Below are 23,426 nucleotides of genomic sequence, written 5' to 3'. Positions count from 1 at the left end.
GCAACGTCTGCAGGCGTATGCTAGGCGTGAAGAGCGCCAAGCTGCCATTTCCCCGGTTTGTTGCGAAAGTAGTTGCCCTGAGTACAACGACACACTCACGCAACACGCCAAGAATGTGTTAGCCTCGTCAGCAGGCGGCTTTGGCCTAGCGGCTTGGGGGAAGCGCGATGCAGGACAAAGATCCGAATGGCGCCAGAAAACCACCGGCCGGAAACGTCCGGAGGAAGCCAGAGGCCGTATCCAGCGCGATCGAGCGGCGCATCGTTACGGCGCTTTGCTACGATCTGGTCGATTCAACGGAACTCTTCCACCGCATGGATCTCGAAGATTATCGCGAGTTGATATCCGCGTTTCAGGCAGCCGCCAACAAATCAATCGTCGCCCAATCGGGCGTACTTCGGGTGGAGACTGGTGATGGCGGGCTCGCCTTGTTTCCGATTGATATCGGAGCGCGGGATGCCGCTTCCCTTGCTATCCGTGCGGGCTTGCAAATCATCGAGACCTGCAGGCGCGTCGGGGAGACGGCCGGTCGTTCGGATCTGCAAGTTCGTGTCGGCATTGCCACCTCCGTTGCCCTTGTTCAGGAGCCTCAGAAGCAAAGCTGGACCCATGAGCCTGTTGTCGGAGTGGCACTTGCGCTCGCCACCCGTCTTGAGACCGTCGCTGCTCCCAATACAGTCTTCGTGTCTGACGAAACCAGCAGGCTGGCGGGCCGCTCGCATGCGTTCTCCTTCGAGGGCATCTGGAACCTCAAGGGGTTCGAGGCACCGGAACGAGCATGGCGCGCACTCGGTCATAAGAATGAAGTGGACAGGTTCTATGCCTTCGGGAGGCTCGGCAATCCTTTCGTGGGCCGCATAGAGGAGCTCAGCACGCTATCGAAAGCGTGGAAAAGCGTCGTTGCCGGAAACGGACAGACTGTCATTATCGAGGGGGACGCCGGCATTGGAAAATCACGCCTTCTGCATGAGTTCCGCAGACTGACCCGTGCAGAGCGATCGAAATCCTTCTTCTTCCAATGCGTGCCCGGCGGCTTTCACTCGACGCTGCATCCTTTGGCCAACAGCCTTACCGGCATGCCCGAGACGGGTGGACAGACGAAATTGACGGCATCCGCAGTCGCCAGCCGGTTTCGCCGCCACGGCATACGGGACAATGACATCGTCGAGCTCTTCTCCTATCTGCTCGGAGCCGAGGGGCGCAGCGAAAACCTCGCCGGCAGCAATCCCAGACTGATCCGGGAGAGAGCGCGACAAGCAATCCCGAAGGCGATGCAGGCACTCTGTGAAAACGGTCCCCTTCTCTTTGTCGTCGAGGATGTTCACTGGATAGATCCGACTTCTCGAGAGTTCTTGATTGAGGCGGCCCGCGCCATCCTGGGGCTACCGATCCTCCTGATTGCGACCACACGCCCTGAGGCGACCATGGAATGGCCCGAGGACGCCCGTCCATCGCGACTGCCTCTGAACCCTCTCGATGCAGACCAGACGAGGCTTGCAATCGAGCGCAACTGGCCACAGCACAGAGTGGCGGAGTTTGAAGACCTGGTCGAGGTAACCGAACGGATCTCGGGCGGCGTGCCGCTTTTCATCGAGCAGATATGCCAATGGATGTCCGAGACCACGATTACGGGTGTCACGATCCCGGAAAGCGGATCGTCGGCACATATCTCGACATTTGAAGAGATCCTCGAAGCACGGCTCGGCAATCTCGGCCCAATTAGAGACGTGGCACGCGCCGGAGCCGTTGCCGGCTCCCGCTTTACCTTGTCGCTCCTTCAGACTCTGCTTCCCGACTATGACAGGAAAGCGCTGGCAAACGCGGCGGATACACTGTGTAACACCGGCTTCGTAACGCATGTGCGAGCCGGCGGAGCCGTTACCTATGGCTTTCGCCATTCACTGATCCAGGAGACGATATACAAACTGCTGTTGCGGCGACAAAGCCAGGCGCTTCATCGCCGCCTCTTCGACGCACTGACCGAAGACCCCACGATCGCACCGTGGATCGATGGCGGTGCGCGTGCCGAGCATGCGGAACGTGCGGGTCTCAAGGAGACCGCCGTGGAACTGTTCATTACGGCCGGTCAGGAGGCCGCGCGTCGGTCGGCCCTGGTCGAAGCTCGCCATCATCTCGAGCATGGCCTCTCAATCTGCGACGAGCTCGGCATGAACGAGCGGGTTGATCGGCTGCGGCTATCGGCCGTCATTGCATTGGGACCAGTGCTTACCGGGACAATCGGCCTGAATTCGCCGCCAGCGCGAAAGCTTTACGAAGATGGGGTGGAAATCGCCAATCGACAACCGCTGGAAGAGAAGTCGCGATGGTTTCCAATCTACTGGGGCTGGTGGCTGACGGGTTCCGATTTTTTGACGATGCACGAACGCGCCATGGAGGTTCAGGTCATGCTGGCAGGCATCCGGGACCCGGAGGTACGCCTGCAGATGAACCATTGCATCTGGGCGATCGACTTCAACCTCGGACGTCACAGGGAAACGCAGAATGCTGTGCGGGAAGGCCTGGCTCTCTACGACACACAAAGGGCGACCGAAGCGCGAACCATCTACGGTGGGCACGATGCCTGTGCCTGTGGCCTGGGCCAACTGGCCCACTCGCTGTGGCTGACAGGCCAAACGCATGAATCAGACCGCGTACTGAAAGAGATGATCCAGTTCGTGAATGGCATTTCCCACCTGCCGAGCAAAGCACACTCTCTCGACGTGGAGGCTGTCGCGGCATTCTATCGCAATGATTACAAACGCTTGACAGCCATCTCGGAAGAGATGTCTGAATTTTCCAGACAGCATGAAATGCAATCCTTGGCCGGACTTTCGCTCCTTTTCGGCGGATGGGCCGAAGCACATCTTGGAAACGTCGCAGGCGGTTATGAGAGGTTCTGCAAGGGATTTGACCTTTTGGGAGAGCTCGGCACGGTCGTCGACCTACCGATCTATCTCTCGATGCAGGCTGCAATGCTCGGCCTTGACGGTAAGGTCGATCGCGCCATCGAGGTCGCCAGCCAGGCGATCGTCAAAGCAAGGGAAACAGGTCACGCCTATTGGCTCGCGGAGTTGTTCCGCGTTCGGGCCATGCTGCGCGCCCGCTCCGGCGCGATGCGCGAGCTCGTCATGGAAGATTTGCATCTTGCTGCAGAGATGGCCCAAACCCAGGGGGCGGCCGCACTCCAGGACAGAATAAGGCAGTCGCTCGAGGAGCTTGGCCTTGTTGTCGACCGATGAACCCAACGGCGCCATTTCAGGGGGCGACCTCCTGGACGAGTTTGCGGCAGAGGTCACCGCCAACCGGGGGGCATCGTTGGGCCGGGCCGAGGTCGATCCGCCAGGTGAGTACCTGCGAAGGCTCCTGCCAATCTGCCGGCATGCAGGAATAACACGCGTCGCAGACCTCACCGGCCTTGACCGGTTGGGGCTTCCCACGGTCCAGGCAATCCGTCCAGCAGCCCTTTCCGAGGTGACCTCGCTTGGCCGCGGCCGATCCATGGCTCTTGCTGCCATCGGCGCGATCATGGAGACACTTGAGCGCCATTACGCCGAGTTGGTTCCCGCCACCAGCGCCGTCCTTGGAAGCGCCGATGAGCTCGCCATCCCGGAGGGCCTCTTCGATCGTCAGCTTGACGACCACGCAACATCGGCCTGGCGGTCGAAACCAACCCTCTGGATCATGGGCCATGACCTTTGCCTCCGACACAGCCAAATGGTTCCTCTTGAACTCGTGCACACACGCTATACGGATCCGCCCCCGGATTTCGACGGGCTCTTCCTGCGCACCACCACCGGGCTTGCCTGCCATTCAACCTGGCATCAAGCGACTGCGCATGCGCTCTTCGAGTGTATAGAACGCGACGCAATTGCCCGGGCGTTCGACAGGCACGGCTTCTTCGACAGATACCGGCTTTCCCCCGAGAGCCTCGGTCCCGCCGTTAATCACCTGACCGGTCTTCTTGCGGAACACAATATATCGGCCGGGTTCTGGCATGCCCCCTCCCCGACTGGCGTTAGCGTCGTCTGGTGCCAGACGATCGAGCTCGGTGGCGGCCATCCCGTGCTCGCATTGCCGACGGAAGGTTATTCGGCTGGGAAAGACCTCGCCGAGGCGGCAGAAAATGCCTTGTGCGAGGCGCTGGCGGCCCGTGCCGGAGCCATCTCAGGCGCCCGCGACGATCAGACGACGCGACACTATCACAAGCGCGTCGACAGCATTGTTGCAAAGGCCCGGCAGCTCATACTCAATCCAGTTTCTTTCACGCAAATCGTTGAGGCCCCTCCTATTTCGAGCCTCCAGGATCTCCTCGACCGCGTCGAAGACACCGAGCTTGGACCCGTTCTTGCGGTTCCGTTGGGTTCGCATCCAGACGGGCCCGTTCGTTGCGTCAGGATGCTGATGCCCCGAGCCCGCCCGTTCAACGTCGTGCGCTAGGAGGTCAAAATGAGTGTGGCAGATCTAACGGGACCGATACTGGTTTTTCTGGGGCCGACACTGCGACTGCCTGAGGCTCAGGCTGCACTTGACGCCGTTTACCTGCAGCCGGTGGCACAGGGCGACATCCTGCTTGCCGCCCATGCATTTCGTCCAAGAGCGATGGTCATCATCGACGGGCAGTTCGAAGACCGCCCATCGGTCCGGCACAAGGAGATTTTATGGGCGCTGGCGCAAGGGATCGTCGTGATCGGAGCAGCAAGCATGGGAGCGCTTCGGGCTGCGGAGTTGGGTCCATACGGCATGATCGGCGTCGGATTGATCTTCCGGTGGTACAGGCGCTGGGTGCTGACCCCAGACGATGCCGTCGCCGTTCAGTCGGGGCCGGCCGAATTGGGGTTCCCGCCGGTGACAGATGCATTGATCGATCTGCAAAGAACGTTTTCCCATCTGATGCGGCTCGGCCATATAAGCGCCGCTCAACGCGACCGCCTTACCGCAACTGCCCGGCGAATGAATTTTCGCGATCGATCCATTGATAAGATACTTCGCGCAGAGGGGTGGCCGCGAGAAGAAATCGGCCGATTGCGTCATCAAATCGTCCGACAGAAGGGTATTGACGCACTAGCGGCACTTAAATTCGCGCCAGATTTGTCTGAGAGATTTTCCGGCCGGCGCCCAGCTGAAGCCTGGGTTGCAACGAATACTTTCATTCGCGATCTCGAAGCAACCAATATTGACACTGATCTAATTAATATTTACTAAATAAACGTAAAGTTGTTTCTACATATGGGGCGAGACCAACATGGATTTGCACCCGCATGTTATGACGGCCTCTACCGAGGCCGGCACGGGAACTCGATTCTGGATTTTTCCTCAGCCTCCGTTCATCCCAGGCTATGAGCAGCCAGATCGCGTCTGGCTGTCGATTCTACCCAACGAGATTTTCCCTGGGCCGAGCGACGCCCGCATGTATGTGGCTGATCCGCTCTACAGTAAGCAGCCCTACGGCTATTCGCGCCTGCCACCCTTTAACGGCATCAGCCGTCCACCAGTGCATGCGGGCCCTGACGGCCATTTCGACAGCCTAGATCCGCTATCGCGACCTTATCTCGGCGTTCATGCCTATGCCTGCATCCATCGTGTGCTCGAAATCTGGCAGAGTTACCTCGGTCATCGGGTTCAGTGGTTTTTCGATGCCACCTTTCCGAGACTGGAGATCATTCCCTTGGTCGAGTGGGACAACGCCCAGGCAGGCTATGGCTTCCTGGAACTTGGACGCTCGGATGTCGGTGGAACACCAAGACCTTACGCGCTGAATTTCGATGCGATCGCCCATGAGGTCGGCCACCTGATCATCTTCTCGGAAATAGGCGTTCCGGTCGGAGCCTCCCGCGAGAGCGAGTTCTTTCCCTTCTCTGAGGGCTTTTCCGACTGTGTATCGCTGATCTCTTTTCTCTCCTTCGATTCCGCCATCGACCGGTTGCTGCGAAGGACAAAGGGAGATCTGCTGCTCTACAACGAGCTCAATCGCTTCGCCGAAACCAGCCCGGAAACCCAGATTCGCCTCGCGACCAACTTCAGGCGCATGTCGGAAGTCACACGCGACCCGCACGACCGCGCGCTGCCTTTCGTCGGCGCCGTCTTCGACACTATCGTTGAACTCTACCATCGCAATCTCGTGGCCAACGGTTCTGCCGAACGGCGGCTTCTCGAGGTGGATCTGCGCCATCTGACACTTGACGAGTTTGATCACTTCCGCGAACTGACGGCGCAATCTTTTCGCACAAGACCCCTTTATTTTCAGCTGGCTTTGGAGAAGGCGAGGGACGACGTCGGACGTGCGCTCGCCATTTCACTGAAGAGCCTCGACGCTCGGACTTTGACATTCAACCAGGCCGCAGGGTCGATCCTTGATGCCGCCGATGGTGCAGTGGCGGAAGCTTTCAGGGCAAGTTTTGCATGGCGTGAAATCACCTATTGAGGCAACCCGAAAGGAGAGGACCATGAGCGATTGCTGCAGAAATCCAAACGTCGGAACGTCCGGCCCTTACGACCCGAGCGAGGTGCGACTATATGGACGCCCAGCGACAGACAGCGTCAAAGTCGATGCCAAAGACGCCGAAAAGGCGAAAGCGGGTGTGAACATTTCGCTGCGGCATGATCATGAGGCAATCTGCCTGCCGATAGCACTGGGGCTGCCGTGGGTCGACTTTGGTGACCCCTGCAAAGGCTATCTCAAGAGCATTGGCGTTATCTACGGCTACGCCTACGAAGGGCACTGCTACAAGATGCCAAAACCGCTGATCATGCTGCTTCCGGAGAAGCCAAAACCCATTGCGTATGACGATTGTGGCTGTGATTGCGGTTACTCGCCGGCCCTTGGCTACCTCGTCTGGCAGCTGGACAAAAGGCAGAGTGTCGTTACCCTCGATGTCAGGACGGACGACCTCAAGACGCTCGTACTCGATGAAAACATGCCCGGAAACAGATCGCCGCAAGCCTATTCACATTCCATGTCGCTGGCACCCATGCGGGCGCGGGAGTAACCACGACATCGGTTCTCCGAGCAGCCCGCCTGCCTTGTCACCTGGCTCGCGGAACGCTATTGCGCTGTGCGGGCAGTGTCCGGCCTGACCACGCAACAGGGGGAGAAGTGGCGTGCAGACAGAGAAAATCGGCTTCATCGGAACCGGGGCCATCAGCGACGCCATGGTCAGAGGCCTGCTGGCCGAGCCTGCCGCCGTCGCACGGGTGACCATTTCGCCTCGCAACGCCGAGATCGCCCAGCGACTGGCTGCCGACTTTGCGGAAGTCTCGGTTGCCGCCGACAATCAGGGCGTCATCGACGCAAGCGACGTGGTTGTCCTTGCCGTGCGCCCGCAAATTGCGAAGGAGGTTCTCGGCGGACTGACGTTCCGAAAGGGTCAATCCGTTCTCAGCGTCATTGCAGCGACCGATCGCAAGACACTTCTTGAATGGATCGGGGCTGATGTTCACCTCGTCCAGGCCATTCCACTGCCTTTTGTCGCCGACCGCGAAGGCGTGACGGCCGTTTTTCCGCCGGATTCTCGCATTGCGGCGCTCTTTTCCGTTATGGGTACCGCGGTCGAATGCGAGACCAAGGAGGAGTACGACCTCTTGGCGGCGGCCAGCTCCCTGATGTCGACCGTCCTCGGAATCATGGACATTTCGGCCGCGTGGCTGGAAGAACGTGGCCTCACCAAAGGCAAGGGACGCGCCTATATCGCGCCGCTGTTTACCAATCTCACGCAGACTGCGCAGCGCTCGAAAACCGTTCCGCTTAAAGAACTCAGCAGCGAGTTTGCGACGAAGGGCGGCCTCAACGAACAGGTGCTGTCCGACTTCGAGAAAAACGGCGGGCGCGATGCACTGATCCTGGCGCTTGACCGCGTCCTGGCGCGAATACAGGGCGCCAAAGCCTGAACGGTCTAGAATGTCGGCGGTGTGCAGGCGCTGATGACCTCGCATGCAATCGGCCCGACGCATCGGAACCGGTGCGGTCGCCGGCTTTCGAAATAATAGGCATCGCCCGGCCCAAGGATCCGCCGCTCGTCGTCAACAGTCACTTCGAGCCGTCCGGAAAGAACGATACCGCCCTCTTCCCCCTCGTGAACGAGGGGGACCTTGCCGGTGTCGGAGCCCGGCTGGTAGCACTCCTTCAGGATCTGCAGGCTGCGCCCGAACAGGCTTTCTCCAACCTGACGATAGGAGATAGGCCCCTTGCCGATCTCGACGAGCTCCTCTGCCGCGTAGAATGCCTTTCGCGGCCGCTCCGGTTCGAAGGCAAAAAACTCCGCCAGACCGATGGGGATGCCGTCAAGAATACGCTTCAGTGCCCCGACGGAAGGGTTGGAGGAGTTCGACTCGATCAACGAGATCGTTGAATTCGTGACACCGGCCCGCTTTGCCAGTTCGCGTTGAGAGAAATTATGCATCATCCTCAGATGACGAAGGCGGTTGCCGATATCGACGGACATAGGGCGCGTTTCACCTGTTGCGAATATCGAACATATTCAACGCATAGCCATAGATTTCAAGCGTTTACATGAACAAAGAAAAGGACTTGTCCATCGGCGCAAATCACCCAACATGTCGCCACGCACAATGGAGACTATAGCGGTGGACCAGATCAGCATTTCCAACCGGCCTTCCCTCGATAATTTCTGGATGCCGTTTACGGCAAACCGCCAATTCAAGACCGCACCCCGGCTGCTCGCCTCAGCCGAAGGCATGTATTACACGGATATTGATGGAAACAAGGTGCTGGACGGCACGGCTGGCCTCTGGTGCGTCAATGCCGGCCACGGTCGCCAGCGCATCGCGGATGCCGTTGCTCGCCAGCTGCAGACGATGGACTTTGCCCCGACCTTTCAGATGGGCCATCCCGTCGCCTTCGACTTTGCCGAAAGGCTCGCAAGGATCGCGCCGGGTGGCTTAAGCGCAAAACTCGATCGCGTGTTCTTCACCGGCTCCGGCTCGGAATCGGTCGATACGGCGTTGAAGATTGCGATCGCCTACCAGCGCGCCATCGGCCAGGGCACCCGCACCCGCATCATCGGTCGCGAGAAGGGATATCACGGCGTCGGCTTCGGCGGCATCTCGGTCGGCGGTCTCGTCAACAACCGCCGCGTCTTCCCGCAGATACCGGCCGACCATATGCGCCATACCCTCGACATCGAGCGAAATGGTTTCTCCAAGGGGCTCCCGCAACATGGGGTCGAGCTGGCCGACGATCTGGAGCGGCTGGTTGCGCTGCATGGCGCAGAAACGATCGCCGCCGTCATCGTCGAGCCGATGTCTGGATCCGCTGGCGTCATCCTGCCGCCGAAGGGGTATCTGGAGCGTCTGCGCGCTATTGCCGACAAGCATGGCATCCTCCTGATCTTCGACGAGGTCATCACCGGCTTTGGCCGGCTTGGGACACCATTTGCGACCGACTATTTCGGTGTTGTTCCCGATCTTGTCACCACCGCCAAGGGTCTGACGAACGGCGCCATTCCGATGGGAGCGGTCTTTGCGCGCCGTAAAGTGTACGACGCCTTGATGGTGGGGCCCGAGAGCCAGATCGAACTCTTCCACGGCTATACCTATTCCGGTCACCCGGTTGCCAGTGCTGCCGGCATTGCCACATTGGAGATCTACGAGGAGGAAGGCCTGCTGACCCGTGCCGCCTCCTTGACCGACACCTGGCAGGAGGCTCTTCACTCCTTGAAGGGACTGAGGCATGTCGTCGACATCCGCAACCTCGGGCTCGTCGGCGCAATCGAACTTGCATCCCGCGACGGCGCGCCTGGTGCGCGCGCCTATGACGTCTTCGTCGACTGCTTCCAGAAGGGGCTGTTGATCCGTGTCACGGGCGATACGATCGCGCTTTCCCCGCCGCTGATCATTGAGAGCGGCGAAATCGGAAATATCGTCTCGATTCTGGGAGATGCCCTGAAACGAGCAGAATAGGACCGGCTCGGCGCGTTTCTGTTTGGCGGTCAACCGCCGAGCAGAAACGCAAGGCATTGGGGTGAGGATTCCTGCCAAGCGCATGCGGCCGCGGTCAACATGTTCGGAAATGGTGCTTCGAACGGTTTGCTTTTTGATCCGGCCGGGATAAGGATCGCCTCATGTGATCAAGGAGCGTTCCATACCGATGTCGAAACCCCGGTTGAGAAGGGAAGCAGATCTCCTTCTGCATCGTGGGACCAGGGCTGCCAGTGGCGACTATCCAGTGAGCCGCGCCCGCAGGCCTGTCGCCGTGCAACGCCTGATCGGCGCGCTGGGAAACATCATGCTGTCCGACGCTGCTCCATTCATGGAGAAATTTGTCGCGGGGAAGGTATTCCACCTGCTCCAGGAACCGGGCGCCATCGCAAACAAACCGGCCACCTCGCTGCCCCTGGCTCCGCAATTGCAGTTTGCGCTGCGCAATTTGGCTTTGACGGGTGAGCCTTTCGCAGAGGTCGCTGCGGCCATCAACGACGTCGCCAAGAGCCTCGAATGGGTTGCGAGCAAAACCGGCCCGTTTGCCAGCATCAACATAGAACATACGCATGCGCATGCGGTCGTGGCCGGCATATCCGGCGTGGAAGAGCGGAGCGACGTGGCTCTCGGCCTCACGATCATGGCGCCTTACAGCCGTTTCCCTGACCACATACAGTATCGCTCCCGGGTTTTTCTGGCGCTATCCGATTGCGAGTTCTCCTGCGATGACAAGGGCTGGCAGCGCGGTTCCATCGGTTCGATTTTTTTCAACGAAGCGGGGCACAATGTCGCGATGCGGTGCACCGCACGTCCGCTTCTRGCCGCCTGGTGCCATGTCGAACGATAACTGACTGCCCTCTTGCATTGCCTCTTGACGTCTGCGCGCCAAACCTTTGAATTACAAGGGCACTCTAGAGAGGACAAACCCCTGCGCAGCAGCGACACATATTCCGGATCCGGCGAGATGGCCGGTCGCATTTACGACCGCGACTGGGAAGCAAGCGGCATCGGCCCCTTTTCCTCGTGGCCGGCCGGATTGAAATCGGCCGTCGACATCATGCTGCCCGCCAAGGCGCAGATCGTCATATTCTGGGGCCGGGATTTCATCGCTCTCTATAATGACGCCTATGCCCCTACAATCGGGCGCAAGCATCCTAAGGCGCTCGGCCGTCCCGCCCGCGAGCACTGGAGCGAATTGTGGAGCGATCTGGAACCGCTCCTTCGACGTGTTCTTGATCACGGAGAGACAGTGGTTGCCAAGGACCGCCCATTCTATATCGAGCGACACGGCTATCCTGAGACTGTTCACTTCGACATCTCCTATTCACCGATCAGGGACGAAGCGGGAAAGGTCGGCGGCGTCTTCTGCATCGTCAGCGAGACCACTGAACGCGTCAGGTTCGAGACCGCGTTGCGGGAGAGCGAGGAGCGGTTTCGTGCCATATTCTCACAAACGGCCGCAGGCATAGGCCAGTCTGATCTCGCGGGCCGTCTGCTCTTGGTCAACAGCCGTTTCTGCGACATCGTCGGATACACGGAAGCCGAGCTTCTGAAGATGCGAGTGCAGGACATCACCTTTCCCAAGGATCTGGACAACTATGTCCAATCGTTCAGGAGGATGGTGGAAACCGGCGAAAGCTTCGACATTGAGAAACGCTACGTTCGCAAGGATGGCAGCCTCGTATGGGTAGCGAGTTCCGTCTCGCCTCTTCGCGACAAGAATGGAGAGATACGGCAAACCGCAGCGGTTGTCGTCGATATCACCGAACGCAAGCGGGCCCAGGAGGTTGAACGCCGCCTTGCCGCGATCATTGCTTCGTCCGACGATGCCATTCTCGGCACCGACCTGAACATGAGGATCACGAGCTGGAATATCGGAGCGGAGAAGCTCTATGGCTATTCAGCTGAGGAAGCGATCGGCCGCTCGGTCATCATTCTGGTTCCCGATGACAGGATTGAAGAGGAGCCTGCGATCATCAGGCAGGTCAGTGCCGGCCGGAAGGTAGAGCCCTATGAGACCAAGCGCCGCCGCAAGGATGGCGGGCTTGTCGACGTCCTGCTCAGCGTTTCGCCTATTTTCGACGCCTATGGCAGGATTGTCGGGGCCTCAAAAATAGCGCACGACATCAGCGCCCGAAAGGAGGCCGAGCGGCTCCAGACAGTTCTTGTGGGCGAACTGAACCATCGTGTGAAGAACGTACTCGCGACCGTGATGGCGATTGCGCGACAGACGCTCGGACGCGAGGAGGCAACCCGGGCCGGCGTGGACGCTTTCGAGGCCAGACTGGCCTCGATGGCCAAGGCACATGATCTCCTGACACACGGCAACTGGGAGCAGGCCGAACTGGAAGCCGTCATCAAGCAGTCTCTGTCTCACTATCAGCGTGACAGGTTTTTGATCTCGGGCCCGAGCATCCAACTGGCGCCGCGGGCGGTTGTGTCAATCTCGCTGGCTCTGCATGAATTGGCGACGAATGCAGCCAAGTATGGTGCCTTGTCCGCACCGGAAGGCCACGTTACGATTGAATGGTCGCTTGGCGGCGATAACAGGCTGAGGTTGCGCTGGCAGGAAATGGGGGGGCCGGCCGTTACTCCTCCATCGCGAAAAGGCTTCGGCTCGCGCCTGATCGAAAACCTGCTGGCGGCCGAGTTGAAGGGTGACGTAACGATCAGCTACGACCCAGCCGGCGTCATCTGCGAGGTCGACGCCGCTGTCGGCGCCGGATGGGATCATGATCGTTCGAGCGATCCAGCGCCGTAGTGGCGAACACCGCCTGCGTCAGGCGGTGTTCACTTCACAAGCAGTGGCGCCTTGCCTCTCACACGTTCGTAGAGGTCGATGACGTCCTGATTGAACATCCGTACGCAGCCAGACGAGGCGTTCTTGCCGATCGTTTGCCATTCCGGAGAGCCGTGGATGCGATAGAGCGTGTCCTGGCCGTCCTGAAAGATGTATAGCGCGCGTGCCCCGAGGGGATTGTTCACGCCGGGCTGCATGCCTTGCTTCCACTGTTCGAGTTTCGGATTGCGACTGATCATCGACGGTGTCGGTGTCCATGTCGGATACTTTCGCTTCCACTGAATGATTGCACGCCCCTTCCATGCCCGGCCCTGGGCACCGAGGCTCACACCGTAGCGAATGGCTCGTCCATCCTTCAGCACCAGGTAGAGAAACTTTTTCTCCGTCTCGACCACGATGGTGCCCGGCGGCTCGTCCGTCGCATAATCGACTTCCTGGCGCAAATAGTCGGGATGGACCGCTGTGTAATTTATCGCCGGCCAGCGAAACTCTCCCTCGTCGACTTCGGCATAAGCGAGGGAGTAGTCCGGCTTCTCGGAAGCCCGCTCCACGGGCTGGATCGCAGGCTGCGGCTCTGGTTCGGGCGCAATCGTCTCAATGGAGGGAGCCGGGGCAGTTGCGACAATTCGTTCTGAGGGAAGTTGCGTACAAGCAGCAAGAAGTGAGGCACCGGCCGCTGCCAACAGCGGTCGGATCATGGAGGTGGCATGCAATTTCAAAGATTCCGATTCATGTTTCAGTCAGGCAAGACATGTCTACTCGCTCATACCATGGCTGAAATGTGTTTTCGGTCATCAGAAATGCAGGACGAGGTCGCGTTACGGCGAGACTGTTGAAAGAGGACAACAATTGGCTGTTGCCCATAGCCGCGTTCCGGTTCTGCGAGGAGCTCGCGGTTTCTCCCAATCCGCGCTATGCCGTAATCCGAAATCCGGAGGGGACGCTCTCAGGGGATACCGGTTCGGCCTCGACAGCTTGCACCGACGCGCCGGGGGGGCCTTTCCAAAATTCCTTCAGCATCGCCGAGACAGCCGTCTCCGGCCCCGCAATAAGCGCCGTCACGGATCCATCGGTCTCGTTGCGCACCCAGCCCGCAAGGCCGAACTCCTCAGCCCGGACCCGTGTCCACACGCGAAAACTGACGCCCTGGACCAGACCGGATATCCGCACCCGAACGGCTTTGGAATTCTCGCCCATGCTTGCCTCCGTTGGTCCGCGCCTTCTAAGCAATCTGGCGCACGAGGAGAGAATTCAAGCACTGCCGGCGCAGCCGCTTGCGCCGGCTGTTAAGCATCATTTGCTATTGCGCGATTTTCAACGCCATCACTGCTTGTTCCGCTGGACTGAATCGAATGACGCGCTACATTGGTAAGTGCTTCAACTTGAAGGGATCTCGATCATGCGCAGGCTTATCGCAGTGACTTCAGTGCTCCTCCTCAGTTTCACCGGTTCAGCCTTTGCGCAAGCAAATATGGGGATGGACAGCAGCGGCCGCCTCGACGGGTCGCCGCCGCTTGGAACCTCGCCCGATACTGAAGGAACAGGTGGAGGCGGGTTCTCGATACCGATCGACTTTGGCACCACGACGACGAGCACCAACTCCATACAGTGGACCGGTTGCCCCGAGGGCCAGCACCGAGTGGTTCGGGGTGGAACCAACACCCTTACCAATCAGGCGTGCCGGAACAACAATTGATCAATCACTTCGAAAACGTCCCCCGCGTGCCGCTGGCGGTTCGCGGGGAAGTTCTTTTGTGCTAGGGGAACCGCGCAACGCGAGGCACGACAGACATGCTCCCCTGGGTCCAACTAGATTCCGCGCCCATCCCCGGAGAAAGCGGCGAATTGCGCCTCAAGCAACGAGGCAGCGAATTTTCGATCATGCTGGGCTCTAACGAGCTGATGAACAGCCGCCTGAGCGGCTCGGAGGAGGCGCTCGCAACACTTTCCCGTGATAAGATCGCGGGACGTCCTCGCCCGAACATGCTGATCGGTGGTCTCGGAATGGGCTTCACGCTGCGTGCCGCCCTCTCGGCCCTGCCGGCGGATGCATCCGTCACGGTTGCAGAGCTGGTGCCGGCGGTGGTGCAATGGGCACGCGGTCCGATGTCGGCGGTTTTTCAAGGGTGTCTCGACGATCCGCGTGTCGCCATCCATCAAGGCGATGTTGGCGTACTGATCCGGCAAAGCAAGGCGAAATTCGACGCCATCCTGCTTGACGTCGACAATGGGCCGGACGGCCTGACGCGTCGTTCCAACGACAGCCTCTACGATTTCGCTGGCCTGCGTTCCGCACGCGATGCCTTGCGACCCGGAGGTGTTCTTGCCGTCTGGTCATCCGGGCCGGATGCCGGTTTCACCCGTCGGCTTCGTGACTGCGGCTTTGCCGTCGAGGCCGTCAATACGCGCGCCAACGGAAAACGCGGAGGCGCGCGTCATGTCATCTGGCTGGCGGTCAAGTAGTTCAGCTTGACTGAACGCGTCGCGCGGCGGCAATCGCGCTGGCGGCGCCCGACCGTAGCTGTTGCGTGTCGGCCCCGGCAACGACGAGATCGAAGCCCATCTTCAACAATTCTCCGGCCCGCTCGCCGTTGCTGCCGAAGACACAGCCGAATTTGCCGTGAGCACGGCAACGGGCGATGAGGTGCTTGAGAACGCCGTCGACCTCCGCCGTGTCAGGTGCCAGCTTCGTTCCATTCGACAGGGCAATCGAGAGATCGGACGGGCCGACGAAAATACCGTCAATTCCCTCAACACGCATGATTTCATCCGCAGCATCAAGGGCTGCACGCGTCTCGATCATGGCAATGGCCACGGTCTCTTCATTCGCGGTCGCGAGATACTCAGCGGCCGAAAGTCCCGTGTGGTTGATCGCCAGCGTCGGCCCCCAGCTGCGCTCGCCGGCCGGCGGATACTTGGTGGCCTTGGCGAAGGCCTCGGCGTCAGACACCGAATTGATCATCGGCGCAATGATGCCCGAGGCTCCCGCGTCGAGAAGACGCGAGGCTGATGCGAAATCACCGACCGGAATTCGGGCGAGCACCGGCTTGCCGGCAAGCCGCCCCTGGCCAATGCCAACGGCTGCCGATCCGATATCCCAGACGCCATGCTGCATATCCAGCACGATGGCATCGAAGGCCTCTTGCGCCAGATGATTGACGAAAAGCGGATCGGGAATGCCGATCCACGCGGAAATCAATCCGCCCCCACCGCTTCTGATCCGCCTTGCGAAGCCGTCGATCGTCGTTGCGCCAGTCATGCCATGCTCCTTTCGCGGTTTAGCCAGCCGCGCGCTGCTTTTCCTGATGGAAGTCCTCGATGAATGCCTTTTCAAGCAGGATGCCGTCCCACTCATCGGCAAAGAATGGTGAATCGTAGATCAAGGTATATGGTCCGCCGTAACCTGCCGTCCGGCACGCTTCCAGGCACTTGCGGTAGTCGGCGCTATCAAGCCCCGCTTCATTGAAATTGGCCTTGGCGTGGCAGAGTTCCGCACGGCGCATGATGTCGGAAAGGCCTGCGTATTTTTCAGGCGCAGCCCAGTTTCCGAGGTCGCCATTCAGGCCGACTTTGCCCTGCAGTGTATCGAGCAGCCAATTGGTTTCCTTCGGCGAAGGCAGAAGGTCGAACCAATTCTCCGTGACAATGCGAACGCCGCTGTTCTCGGCCTGCTTTCCAAGCCAACCGAGATGGCCCGCGGCCCGCTCAAGGTTTTTTGCGGTCGGCATCTGCTTGCCGGCGATCACACGCATGTTCCTGGCGCCAAGCGCTTCCGCGACGCCAATCCAGCCGGCAATCCACTGAATGTCGCGTTCCGCGGTCTCTGGATGGCTGGGATCGCCATCTTCGACGAGGAGTGTCTGAAGCAGGATGCCGGCGTCCTGAAGCGCTGAGCGCATCTCCGCGAGATAGGCCGCTTCGATGCTTGGCAGATGGAACGAGCATATCTCAAGCCGTCCGATACCATGTTTGGCAAGTTGCCCGGGAATGTCGGTCAGCGCGGAACGCCCCGGCCCATATGGCTCCTTGGGTGCCGCACTTTTTTCCGGATCGGGGCTGTAGGGATAGACGGCCCCCAGGAGCCGATGCAGCGACCACGTCGAAACTGCAAAACGTCCATTCTGCAAATTGCTTTCAGTCATGTTCTCCTCCCGGGAGCAATGCCTACGATCTCACGTAAATTCTCCGCGGATAACTGTCTCCGCCGAAAGCGCCGCGCCAAGGAGCGCTTCGTCCCGCTTGCCCACGGCAGAAAGCAGGAAGCCGACCGGCATGTCGGCATCTCCCGTCCCGCAGGGGATCGATACGCCGCACCAATCGAGGAAGTTGCCGAAAAGCGTATTGCGCAAGGTCTTCCCGTTGGTTGCGAAAAACAAATCGTCGTCGGCCTCCAATGGCGCGATCGGCGGCGCCACATGGGCGACCGACGGAAACGCAACGAAGCTGTCACCGACAAGGCGGTCGACATCGGCGATCAACCGCTCGCGGGCTTCAAGGATCGCCAGATAGGCCGCAAGCGTGGTCTTCTCGCCCAGTCGAGTGCGCACGACCACGCGGCGATCCATGTCGTCAGCCGCAGGCCCAGCCAATCGCTCGCGGTGAAGCACATAGGCTTCGGCCGTGACCAGGGCACCATATCGAGCCATCAGCGCCAATATCTCATCAAAAGCCGGAATCTTGATCCGGCTGATCGATGCACCCTCCGCCTCCAGCCAATCGACCGCCGTCTCGAAAGTTGCGACCACGCCAGCTTCAGCACCATCGAAAACGATATTGTCAGGGATAACGATGTCCAACTCCTTGAGTGGGCGAGCGGCTATTGACGGCGCTGACGCGCCTCGCATTCCCGCGTCGATCCACACCGCATCCTGAACGGTCCTGCAGAGCGGACCAAGCGAATCCAGGCTCTTTGCCAGCGGGAAGACGCCTGCCATCGGATAGCGACCGCGCGTTGCCTTGTATCCGACGATACCGTTGAGGGCAGCCGGGATGCGCACCGAACCTCCCGTGTCCGTCCCCATCGCCACCGGCACGAGGCCAGCTGCCACCACAACGCCAGCGCCGGAAGATGAGCCACCCGGAATGCGCGGAACATCATTGCTGCGCGGATTGCGCGGCGTGCCGTAGTGTGGATTGAGGCCGAGCCCGGAGAAGGCGAACTCGCTCATGTTCGTGCAGCCAATCGAGACCATGCCCGCCTGTTTCAGCGTTGCCACGACAGCCGCGTCCGCCTGCGCAGCCGGCTCTCTGGCCAGTACTGTCGACCCGGCCGTCGTTGTCCGCCCCTTGATGTCAAACAGGTCCTTCCAGGCGATCGGTATGCCGTCCAGCATTCCGTACGAGCGACCCTCTCTCATTCGCTTCGATGAGGCCTTCGCCTCTTCCGTTGCGCGATCCTTGAAGATTGCCGTAAAGGCCGCCTGGTCGGCATAGGCCTCGATGCCGTCGATAACAGCTTCCGTCACTTCGATGGGATCGACCGCTGTTGTTTGAATGAGACTGGAAAGCTGCGCGATGGACATCGCGCCAAATGATTTGGTCATGGGGGCATCCGCAATCTGACTGATCATCCGAACTAAGCTGAATTTTGTCGAGGAGCCAAGCCCTCAAAGTTCCAAATCAAACCGATTGGTTCGATTTTATGAACACTGCGTTTGTGTATCCGGTCTTCAATCGAGGTCCAAAAGAACACACATGCGTATTCGTGCTGTTCGCCGGCGAGAGGACGATCATGTGTCGGTGCACGCATCAGTGTAGGAGTTAACAAAATGACAAACAGCGAGAGTTGGAACGCGGCGCGTGGCGACGTGGCACACCACCACGCAACAGATGACGAGTTGAATGGCATGGGTGAACGCGAATACGCCGAGCATGTTGGTGCACATAAACCTTCAATATCAGAACGCTTCATCGTTCTTGCGGCCTTTGCCCTTCTAGGCATTGCAGGACTGACGGTCCATTTCACGGCCCCCATGGCATCGGGCCTCGACACGGCAGCTGTCGGGTCAATCTCGGATTCATTGCCCTCGGTCGATTATTGCCGGGAGCACAGCCCATACCCGGACAGGTCCTGCTGAGGACCTGTCGAGTTCCGGGCATGGACAACCCTCCCCCATGATATAATTATGCGCAAGGGGAGGATCGTCGATGCCCGATGAGATTGATTATGATCTGGATCGCTTTGTTCATGCGCAGAATGGTGCCTACGAGCGAGCGCTTTCGGAATTGAGAGCCGGACACAAGCGATCCCACTGGATGTGGTTCATATTTCCCCAGATTGCCGGGCTCGGCTCATCATCCATGGCAGAGAAATACGCCATCCGCTCGGCGGAAGAGGCCACCGCCTATCTCGCGGACCCCGTCCTCGGTAGCAGACTATTGCGCTGTGTCGATGCCGTCCTTTCGATCGAGGGCAAATCCGCCCATGAGATCCTTGGGTCTCCTGATGATCTCAAGCTGCGGTCGTCCATGACCCTCTTTGCGGCGATCAGCGATCACGGGTCGGCTTTCCACAAAGTCGTTGATCGGCTCTATCGCGGCGAGTTCGACGATCGCACCATTCAGCTTCTGGACGCCAGTAGCTAGAGCACGTTCAGGGCGCGCGCGAGCGCTCCAGCGTATCGATCTCGCTTGAAATTTCGCTGAGCTTCTCTCGCAGCTCTTGATCGGTGCCATCATCGATCTCTTCGTCACCGAAGCAATCGCGCGCCTCATAGAGCTCGAGCTTTGCCTCGAGCTCGGCTCGTTTTGCATACAGACGATGAAGATAGAGATAGTCCATGCCTTTACTTCCCGCATCTTCCGAAACGGGCATAAAGGCATATGGTTCCCGCCGATCGGCGGGTGCCATCACGCAAAGGCGGCGATGGCAGCGTTGCAGGCCTTGGAGAAATGATTGCAACATGTGTCGTTGCCCATGGCTTGCCGCGTAACACGAGCCCCCTCCAGAAGGAGCGTCAGTGTATCGGCCAGCAGCTTCGGTTCGCGCGCATCGGCTGCTCGACAGAGCGCTTCGAGCCGGTCGCGTTGCTCAGCCTTGTGGCGCTCGATCACGCTATAGGCGGGATGCCCCTCACCTTTCAGCTCAATGGCTGCATTGGCGAGATCACAGCCGACGTGCTCGCCGCAAAGGCTTTGCGTTCGCGCTTCGATCCATGCCCTGAGCTGCGCCTTCGGGTCGCCGGGATGGGTTGTCTCGAGATCGCGCCAGATTGTTTCGGCTCTTTCCGAAGCGCGGCGCAGCGTCTCGCAGACCAGCTCGTCCTTGGAGCCGAAATGCCGGTAGAGCGTCATCTTGTTGGTCAGCGCCGCATCTGCAATCGCATCCACACCGATGCCACGGATGCCGTGCTCGCGAAAAAGCTCGGCAGCGGTGGAGACGATGCGCTCCCGTGGCGGGATTTTCTCGTCAGTATTTGCGGGAGACAGCAGGCTCAATGATTCTGATTTTTTTGCGGACAAGGTCCTTGACATCCATGTGACCGATCGGTAACAAATGCATTGTTACTTACCGGTAACACCACTCTCTGCGGAAGTCAACGTGGTTGATTTGATCGCAACAGGGTGAAACACGGGCTACCGCCCACGAAAGGAGGCAAACCATGAGCAAGACCAGAGAAGACCTGACCATTACCGAAGCCCTTCACGACCCCCTAATCGCCATGGTGCTCCGTGCCGACGGCGTGAAACTTGACGATTTCAAGCGTCTGCTTGAGACGGCCGCCAGGAAGCGCGAACAGCGGACCTCTCCAGTGGGCAAGTTTCTGAACGTGATCCCAAACAACCCGGCTGCCATGTGCAGCTATTGCTGAAGTTTCGGGCGCTTCCCTGCCCCTGTGAGAGTCGTCGCTGGCCAAGCGACGGCTCTTTTCGTTTGAACTGTTATTTTTAGAGCAAGTCGTATTTCAAGCTGGCGAGATAGTCGGGGTTGGCGACGGCATCGATCCCGGCGATCTTCTCGCCATCGAAGGTCAGAAGCAGGACGACGCGCAGGTGTCCCCCCACGACCACCACCAGCCCTAACTCTCCATCGATCATCGCCGGCTGCGCCGCCTGAGCCCGACCCCTGAACGTCTCTGCCACCGCATCCGCGCCGAAAAGCTCGCGAACCGAAGGGTTGTACCGCATCGCCGCAGTGTCCGGGGTGAACACGACCTGCGGATCGAGGATTGACAGCAACGCCCTGATGTCACCGAGGCGCGACGCCGCAAGGAATGCGTGGACGATCTGCTTCTTGCGCGCTGCGTCCGCCTCCGGCACATCGGTCTTGCCTTGAACCCGACGGCGAGCACGGCTTGCCAGTTGTCGCGTTGCCGCCGAAGAGCGATGAATGATTGGCGCAATGTCGTCGAAGGGGAGATCGAACATATCGTGCAGCACGAAGGCAACGCGCTCGGCCGGCGCCAATGTTTCGAGGATAACGAGTAGCGCCATGCCGACGGAGTCGGCAAAAGCCACTTCCCGCTCCGGATCAACGGTCTTGGACGTGTCGGCCAGGCGTTCATGGACGGGTAGATCGAACGGCTCTTCCCGGCGTGTCTTTCTCGACCGCAGCATGTCGAGGCAGATGCGCGCCACAACCGTCGTGAGCCAGCCGCTGATATTGTCGATCGCGTCAGCATCAGAGCGGCCGAGCCGCAGCCAGGCCTCCTGAACAGCGTCGTCGGCCTCGGCGCGGGAGCCCAGCATGCGATAGGCGACGGCGCCCAGATGCGCCCGATTCGCCTCAAATTCTCCCGCCAGCCAATTTTTCTCATCCATTGTCACATTCCTCCACGGTGTTCCGTCAACTCCATGACGAACAAAAGCCGGCCGATGTGACAGCACGTCCGGCGGCGTCAGTTTGGAAAACACACCATGGAGAAACGTGATGCAAGCAAGAATGGGAAATCCGGCGATCGTCATTCCCGACGCAATGCAGGCGCTGCATGCCCTCGGGACGATACCCGCCAAAACAGGTCTGTCGCCAATCCTATTGGAACTCGTCAATCTACGCGCCAGCCAGATCAATGGTTGCAGCGTCTGCATCGACGGACATCCACGGATCGCCAAGAAGGCTGGCGAGACGGACGAGCGCCTGTTTGCCGTCAGCGCCTGGCGTGACACGCCCTATTTCACGCCGGCCGAACGCGCAGCCCTTGCGCTGACGGAGGCGGTCACCCGCGTCAGCGATCGCGCCGACCCAGTGCCTGACGACATCTGGGATGAAGCCACGCGGCATTTCGACGGCAAGAGCCTGGCAGCCCTTGTCATCGCCATCGCCAACATCAACGTCTGGAACCGGCTGAACATCGCCACCCGTCAGATTGCCGGTGAATGGAAGCCGTAAACGGAATCGGGCCGCTGTCTCGTCGACAGCGGCCCGATAAAACGGCCTAGGGAGGCTAAGGGTCAGATGATGCCGCCGCCGCCGGCAATCGAGGCCGGGCGTTCGGCGGCAATCTTCCCGCGGTAGCCGCTCGCGCGGTATGTCGCCACTGGATCGACCGCACCACCAGAACGGCGACGCGCTTCTGCAAGGATCGGCTCGACGTCCGTACGGTAGCCGCGCTTCAGCGTTTCGGTCGCCATCAGCGCGTCGTTTTCATCCTGGTAGCCAGCCAACGCCTTGCGATCGACGATCAGCGCCTGCGCGTAGGCGCGGCGGATTTCGTTGGCGCTGTTGATCAGGCTTTCGATCGGATCGGTCACGTTGTGCGATTGGTCGATCATGTGGGCCGGATTGAAGTCGTTGACGCCGCGCTGCTCTGCCTCGACCAGCTCGTTGAAGACGAGGAAGAGGCGATAGGGTTCGATCGCACCGGCATCGAGGTCGTCGTCACCATACTTCGAGTCATTGAAGTGGAAGCCGCCGAGTTTGCCGAACTGAATCAGGCGGGCAACGATCATTTCGATGTTGGTGTTCGGTGCATGGTGACCAAGGTCGACCAGGCACTGTGCCTTCGGGCCGAGCGTCTGGGCGATGAGGTAGTTGGTGCCCCAGTCCTGCACGACTGTGGAATAGAAGGCCGGCTCATACATCTTGTGCTCGGAAAAGAGCTTCCAATCGTCAGGCAGAGCCTTGTAGATATCGGCCATCGAGGCGAGATAGCGTTCGAATGCTTTGGTGAAATTGCTCTGGCCGGGGAAGTTCGAGCCGTCGCCAACCCAGACCGTCAATGCTTTCGAGCCGATCGCCTTGCCGATCTCGATACATTCAATGTTGTGCTCAACCGCCTGCGCACGTGTTGCAGCGTCGGTGTGGCTGAGCGAACCGAATTTGTAGGAATGCTTCTGGCCCGGCGCATCGGAGAAGGTGTTCGAATTCATCGCGTCGAAACCGAGGCCGAGCTGATCGCCCTTTGCCTTCAGTTCCTTGGCATCTGTCTTGTCCCACGGAATGTGCAGGGAGACGTTCGGCGTGGCGCGCGTCAGCTCGTTGATGACGGAGCAGTCGTCGAGCTTGTCGAAGATGCCGCGCGGTTCGCCGGTGCCGGGGAATCGGGCAAAGCGGGTGCCGCCGGTGCCAACGCCCCAGGACGGAACAGCGACGAAGAACTCGGATACGCGGCGCGTGATGTTTTCAATGTCGATGCCGCGGCGCGACAGATTGGCGCCGAGCGCTTCATAGTCGGATTTGAGCGCTGCTGCGCGCTTGTCGTTTTCCTGCGCAATCAGGTCCTGCGCGATTTTTGACTCGGCCATGGGTTCCTCC

General features: G+C 59.7%; 24 protein-coding genes. 14 read left to right on the top strand and 10 right to left on the bottom strand.

The window, feature by feature from the left end; genetic code table 11:
- Positions 1–167: 167 nt before the first annotated feature.
- The 6 genes from AC1DPR_RS09160 (at position 168) to AC1DPR_RS09135 (ending at position 7,884) form a co-directional block, all read left to right on the top strand.
- The gene (locus AC1DPR_RS09160) at positions 168–3,239 is read left to right on the top strand and encodes an AAA family ATPase (protein ID WP_477816174.1); all 3,072 of its coding nucleotides are present in this window, start codon (positions 168–170) and stop codon (positions 3,237–3,239) included.
- On the top strand, positions 3,223–4,437 hold the full coding sequence (locus tag AC1DPR_RS09155; RefSeq protein WP_477816173.1) for a YcaO-like family protein: 1,215 nt from the start codon (positions 3,223–3,225) through the stop codon (positions 4,435–4,437). The genes AC1DPR_RS09160 and AC1DPR_RS09155 overlap by 17 nt, the downstream gene beginning before the upstream one ends.
- A 9-nt stretch (positions 4,438–4,446) precedes the next feature.
- Complete coding sequence (locus tag AC1DPR_RS09150) at positions 4,447–5,202, top strand: TfuA-like protein (RefSeq protein ID WP_477816172.1); 756 nt, start codon at positions 4,447–4,449, stop codon at positions 5,200–5,202.
- Positions 5,203–5,242: 40 nt separating this feature from the next.
- Positions 5,243–6,421, top strand: coding sequence for a gluzincin family metallopeptidase (locus AC1DPR_RS09145; RefSeq protein WP_018856089.1), 1,179 nt, complete (start codon positions 5,243–5,245; stop codon positions 6,419–6,421).
- Between the two features lie 22 nt (positions 6,422–6,443).
- Positions 6,444–6,986: a hypothetical protein gene (locus tag AC1DPR_RS09140; RefSeq protein ID WP_018856088.1), complete on the top strand. Its 543-nt coding sequence runs from the start codon at positions 6,444–6,446 to the stop codon at positions 6,984–6,986.
- A gap of 112 nt (positions 6,987–7,098) precedes the next feature.
- Positions 7,099–7,884 (top strand): pyrroline-5-carboxylate reductase, encoded by a 786-nt coding sequence (locus AC1DPR_RS09135; RefSeq protein WP_477816171.1) that lies wholly within the window; start codon positions 7,099–7,101, stop codon positions 7,882–7,884.
- A 5-nt stretch (positions 7,885–7,889) separates the two neighbouring features.
- Here AC1DPR_RS09135 and AC1DPR_RS09130 read toward each other — a convergent pair whose 3' ends face one another.
- Positions 7,890–8,438: a cupin domain-containing protein gene (locus tag AC1DPR_RS09130; RefSeq protein ID WP_018856086.1), complete on the bottom strand. Its 549-nt coding sequence runs from the start codon at positions 8,436–8,438 to the stop codon at positions 7,890–7,892.
- Between the two features lie 142 nt (positions 8,439–8,580).
- Here AC1DPR_RS09130 and aptA point away from each other — a divergent pair, with 142 nt between their 5' ends.
- The 3 genes from aptA (at position 8,581) to AC1DPR_RS09115 (ending at position 12,694) form a co-directional block, all read left to right on the top strand.
- Positions 8,581–9,915, top strand: coding sequence for an omega-aminotransferase AptA (aptA, locus tag AC1DPR_RS09125; protein ID WP_477816170.1), 1,335 nt, complete (start codon positions 8,581–8,583; stop codon positions 9,913–9,915).
- A 187-nt stretch (positions 9,916–10,102) separates the two neighbouring features.
- Positions 10,103–10,780 carry a dimethylsulfonioproprionate lyase family protein gene (locus AC1DPR_RS09120; RefSeq protein ID WP_062369055.1) on the top strand — a complete coding sequence of 226 codons (678 nt, stop codon included), beginning with the start codon at positions 10,103–10,105 and terminating at the stop codon, positions 10,778–10,780.
- A 117-nt stretch (positions 10,781–10,897) separates the two neighbouring features.
- Positions 10,898–12,694, top strand: coding sequence for a PAS domain S-box protein (locus tag AC1DPR_RS09115; protein WP_477816169.1), 1,797 nt, complete (start codon positions 10,898–10,900; stop codon positions 12,692–12,694).
- 29 nt (positions 12,695–12,723) lie between these two features.
- On the opposite strand, the gene AC1DPR_RS09110 is transcribed toward AC1DPR_RS09115, so the two are convergent.
- Positions 12,724–13,431: a L,D-transpeptidase gene (locus AC1DPR_RS09110; RefSeq protein ID WP_477816230.1), complete on the bottom strand. Its 708-nt coding sequence runs from the start codon at positions 13,429–13,431 to the stop codon at positions 12,724–12,726.
- Between the two features lie 214 nt (positions 13,432–13,645).
- Positions 13,646–13,930, bottom strand: coding sequence for an acylphosphatase (locus tag AC1DPR_RS09105; protein WP_477816168.1), 285 nt, complete (start codon positions 13,928–13,930; stop codon positions 13,646–13,648).
- Between the two features lie 594 nt (positions 13,931–14,524).
- Here AC1DPR_RS09105 and AC1DPR_RS09100 point away from each other — a divergent pair.
- Positions 14,525–15,196 carry a spermine/spermidine synthase domain-containing protein gene (locus AC1DPR_RS09100; RefSeq protein ID WP_477816167.1) on the top strand — a complete coding sequence of 224 codons (672 nt, stop codon included), beginning with the start codon at positions 14,525–14,527 and terminating at the stop codon, positions 15,194–15,196.
- A gap of 1 nt (position 15,197) precedes the next feature.
- Here AC1DPR_RS09100 and AC1DPR_RS09095 read toward each other — a convergent pair whose 3' ends face one another.
- Genes AC1DPR_RS09095 through AC1DPR_RS09085 form a run of 3 tightly spaced genes read right to left on the bottom strand, consistent with a single transcriptional unit; the run spans position 15,198 to position 18,276 of the window.
- Positions 15,198–15,992, bottom strand: coding sequence for an HpcH/HpaI aldolase family protein (locus AC1DPR_RS09095; RefSeq protein ID WP_477816166.1), 795 nt, complete (start codon positions 15,990–15,992; stop codon positions 15,198–15,200).
- A 19-nt stretch (positions 15,993–16,011) separates the two neighbouring features.
- The gene (locus AC1DPR_RS09090; RefSeq protein WP_477816165.1) at positions 16,012–16,875 is read right to left on the bottom strand and encodes a sugar phosphate isomerase/epimerase family protein; all 864 of its coding nucleotides are present in this window, start codon (positions 16,873–16,875) and stop codon (positions 16,012–16,014) included.
- Positions 16,876–16,905: 30 nt separating this feature from the next.
- Positions 16,906–18,276: an amidase gene (locus tag AC1DPR_RS09085; RefSeq protein WP_477816164.1), complete on the bottom strand. Its 1,371-nt coding sequence runs from the start codon at positions 18,274–18,276 to the stop codon at positions 16,906–16,908.
- A gap of 225 nt (positions 18,277–18,501) precedes the next feature.
- Here AC1DPR_RS09085 and AC1DPR_RS09080 point away from each other — a divergent pair, with 225 nt between their 5' ends.
- Together AC1DPR_RS09080 and AC1DPR_RS09075 are read left to right on the top strand one after the other, a co-directional pair.
- Positions 18,502–18,810: a hypothetical protein gene (locus tag AC1DPR_RS09080; protein WP_018856075.1), complete on the top strand. Its 309-nt coding sequence runs from the start codon at positions 18,502–18,504 to the stop codon at positions 18,808–18,810.
- Positions 18,811–18,880: 70 nt separating this feature from the next.
- A complete protein-coding gene (locus AC1DPR_RS09075) occupies positions 18,881–19,318 on the top strand; it encodes a DUF1810 domain-containing protein (protein WP_018856074.1) in 438 nt (145 codons plus the stop codon).
- Between the two features lie 7 nt (positions 19,319–19,325).
- Here the strand turns inward: AC1DPR_RS09075 and AC1DPR_RS09070 are convergent, their stop codons facing one another.
- Positions 19,326–19,514, bottom strand: a complete 189-nt coding sequence (locus AC1DPR_RS09070; protein WP_025661584.1) for a hypothetical protein — start codon at positions 19,512–19,514, stop codon at positions 19,326–19,328.
- A 68-nt stretch (positions 19,515–19,582) separates the two neighbouring features.
- Positions 19,583–20,206 (bottom strand): TetR/AcrR family transcriptional regulator, encoded by a 624-nt coding sequence (locus tag AC1DPR_RS09065; RefSeq protein ID WP_026371638.1) that lies wholly within the window; start codon positions 20,204–20,206, stop codon positions 19,583–19,585.
- 128 nt (positions 20,207–20,334) lie between these two features.
- Here AC1DPR_RS09065 and AC1DPR_RS09060 point away from each other — a divergent pair, with 128 nt between their 5' ends.
- Positions 20,335–20,544, top strand: a complete 210-nt coding sequence (locus AC1DPR_RS09060; RefSeq protein ID WP_018856071.1) for a hypothetical protein — start codon at positions 20,335–20,337, stop codon at positions 20,542–20,544.
- Between the two features lie 76 nt (positions 20,545–20,620).
- Here AC1DPR_RS09060 and AC1DPR_RS09055 read toward each other — a convergent pair whose 3' ends face one another.
- The gene (locus AC1DPR_RS09055) at positions 20,621–21,493 is read right to left on the bottom strand and encodes a sigma-70 family RNA polymerase sigma factor (protein WP_477816163.1); all 873 of its coding nucleotides are present in this window, start codon (positions 21,491–21,493) and stop codon (positions 20,621–20,623) included.
- 109 nt (positions 21,494–21,602) lie between these two features.
- Between AC1DPR_RS09055 and AC1DPR_RS09050 the strand changes: the two genes are divergently transcribed.
- Complete coding sequence (locus AC1DPR_RS09050; RefSeq protein WP_026371637.1) at positions 21,603–22,061, top strand: carboxymuconolactone decarboxylase family protein; 459 nt, start codon at positions 21,603–21,605, stop codon at positions 22,059–22,061.
- A gap of 62 nt (positions 22,062–22,123) precedes the next feature.
- Here the strand turns inward: AC1DPR_RS09050 and rhaI are convergent, their stop codons facing one another.
- Positions 22,124–23,416, bottom strand: coding sequence for an L-rhamnose catabolism isomerase (gene rhaI, locus AC1DPR_RS09045; protein ID WP_477816162.1), 1,293 nt, complete (start codon positions 23,414–23,416; stop codon positions 22,124–22,126).
- Between the last annotated feature and the right edge of the window lie 10 nt (positions 23,417–23,426).

Source organism: Rhizobium sp. 01T417 (assembly GCF_056398905.1).
Note: the sequence above shows the minus strand (reverse complement) of the source record. Positions and strands in the feature narration are given on the sequence as shown.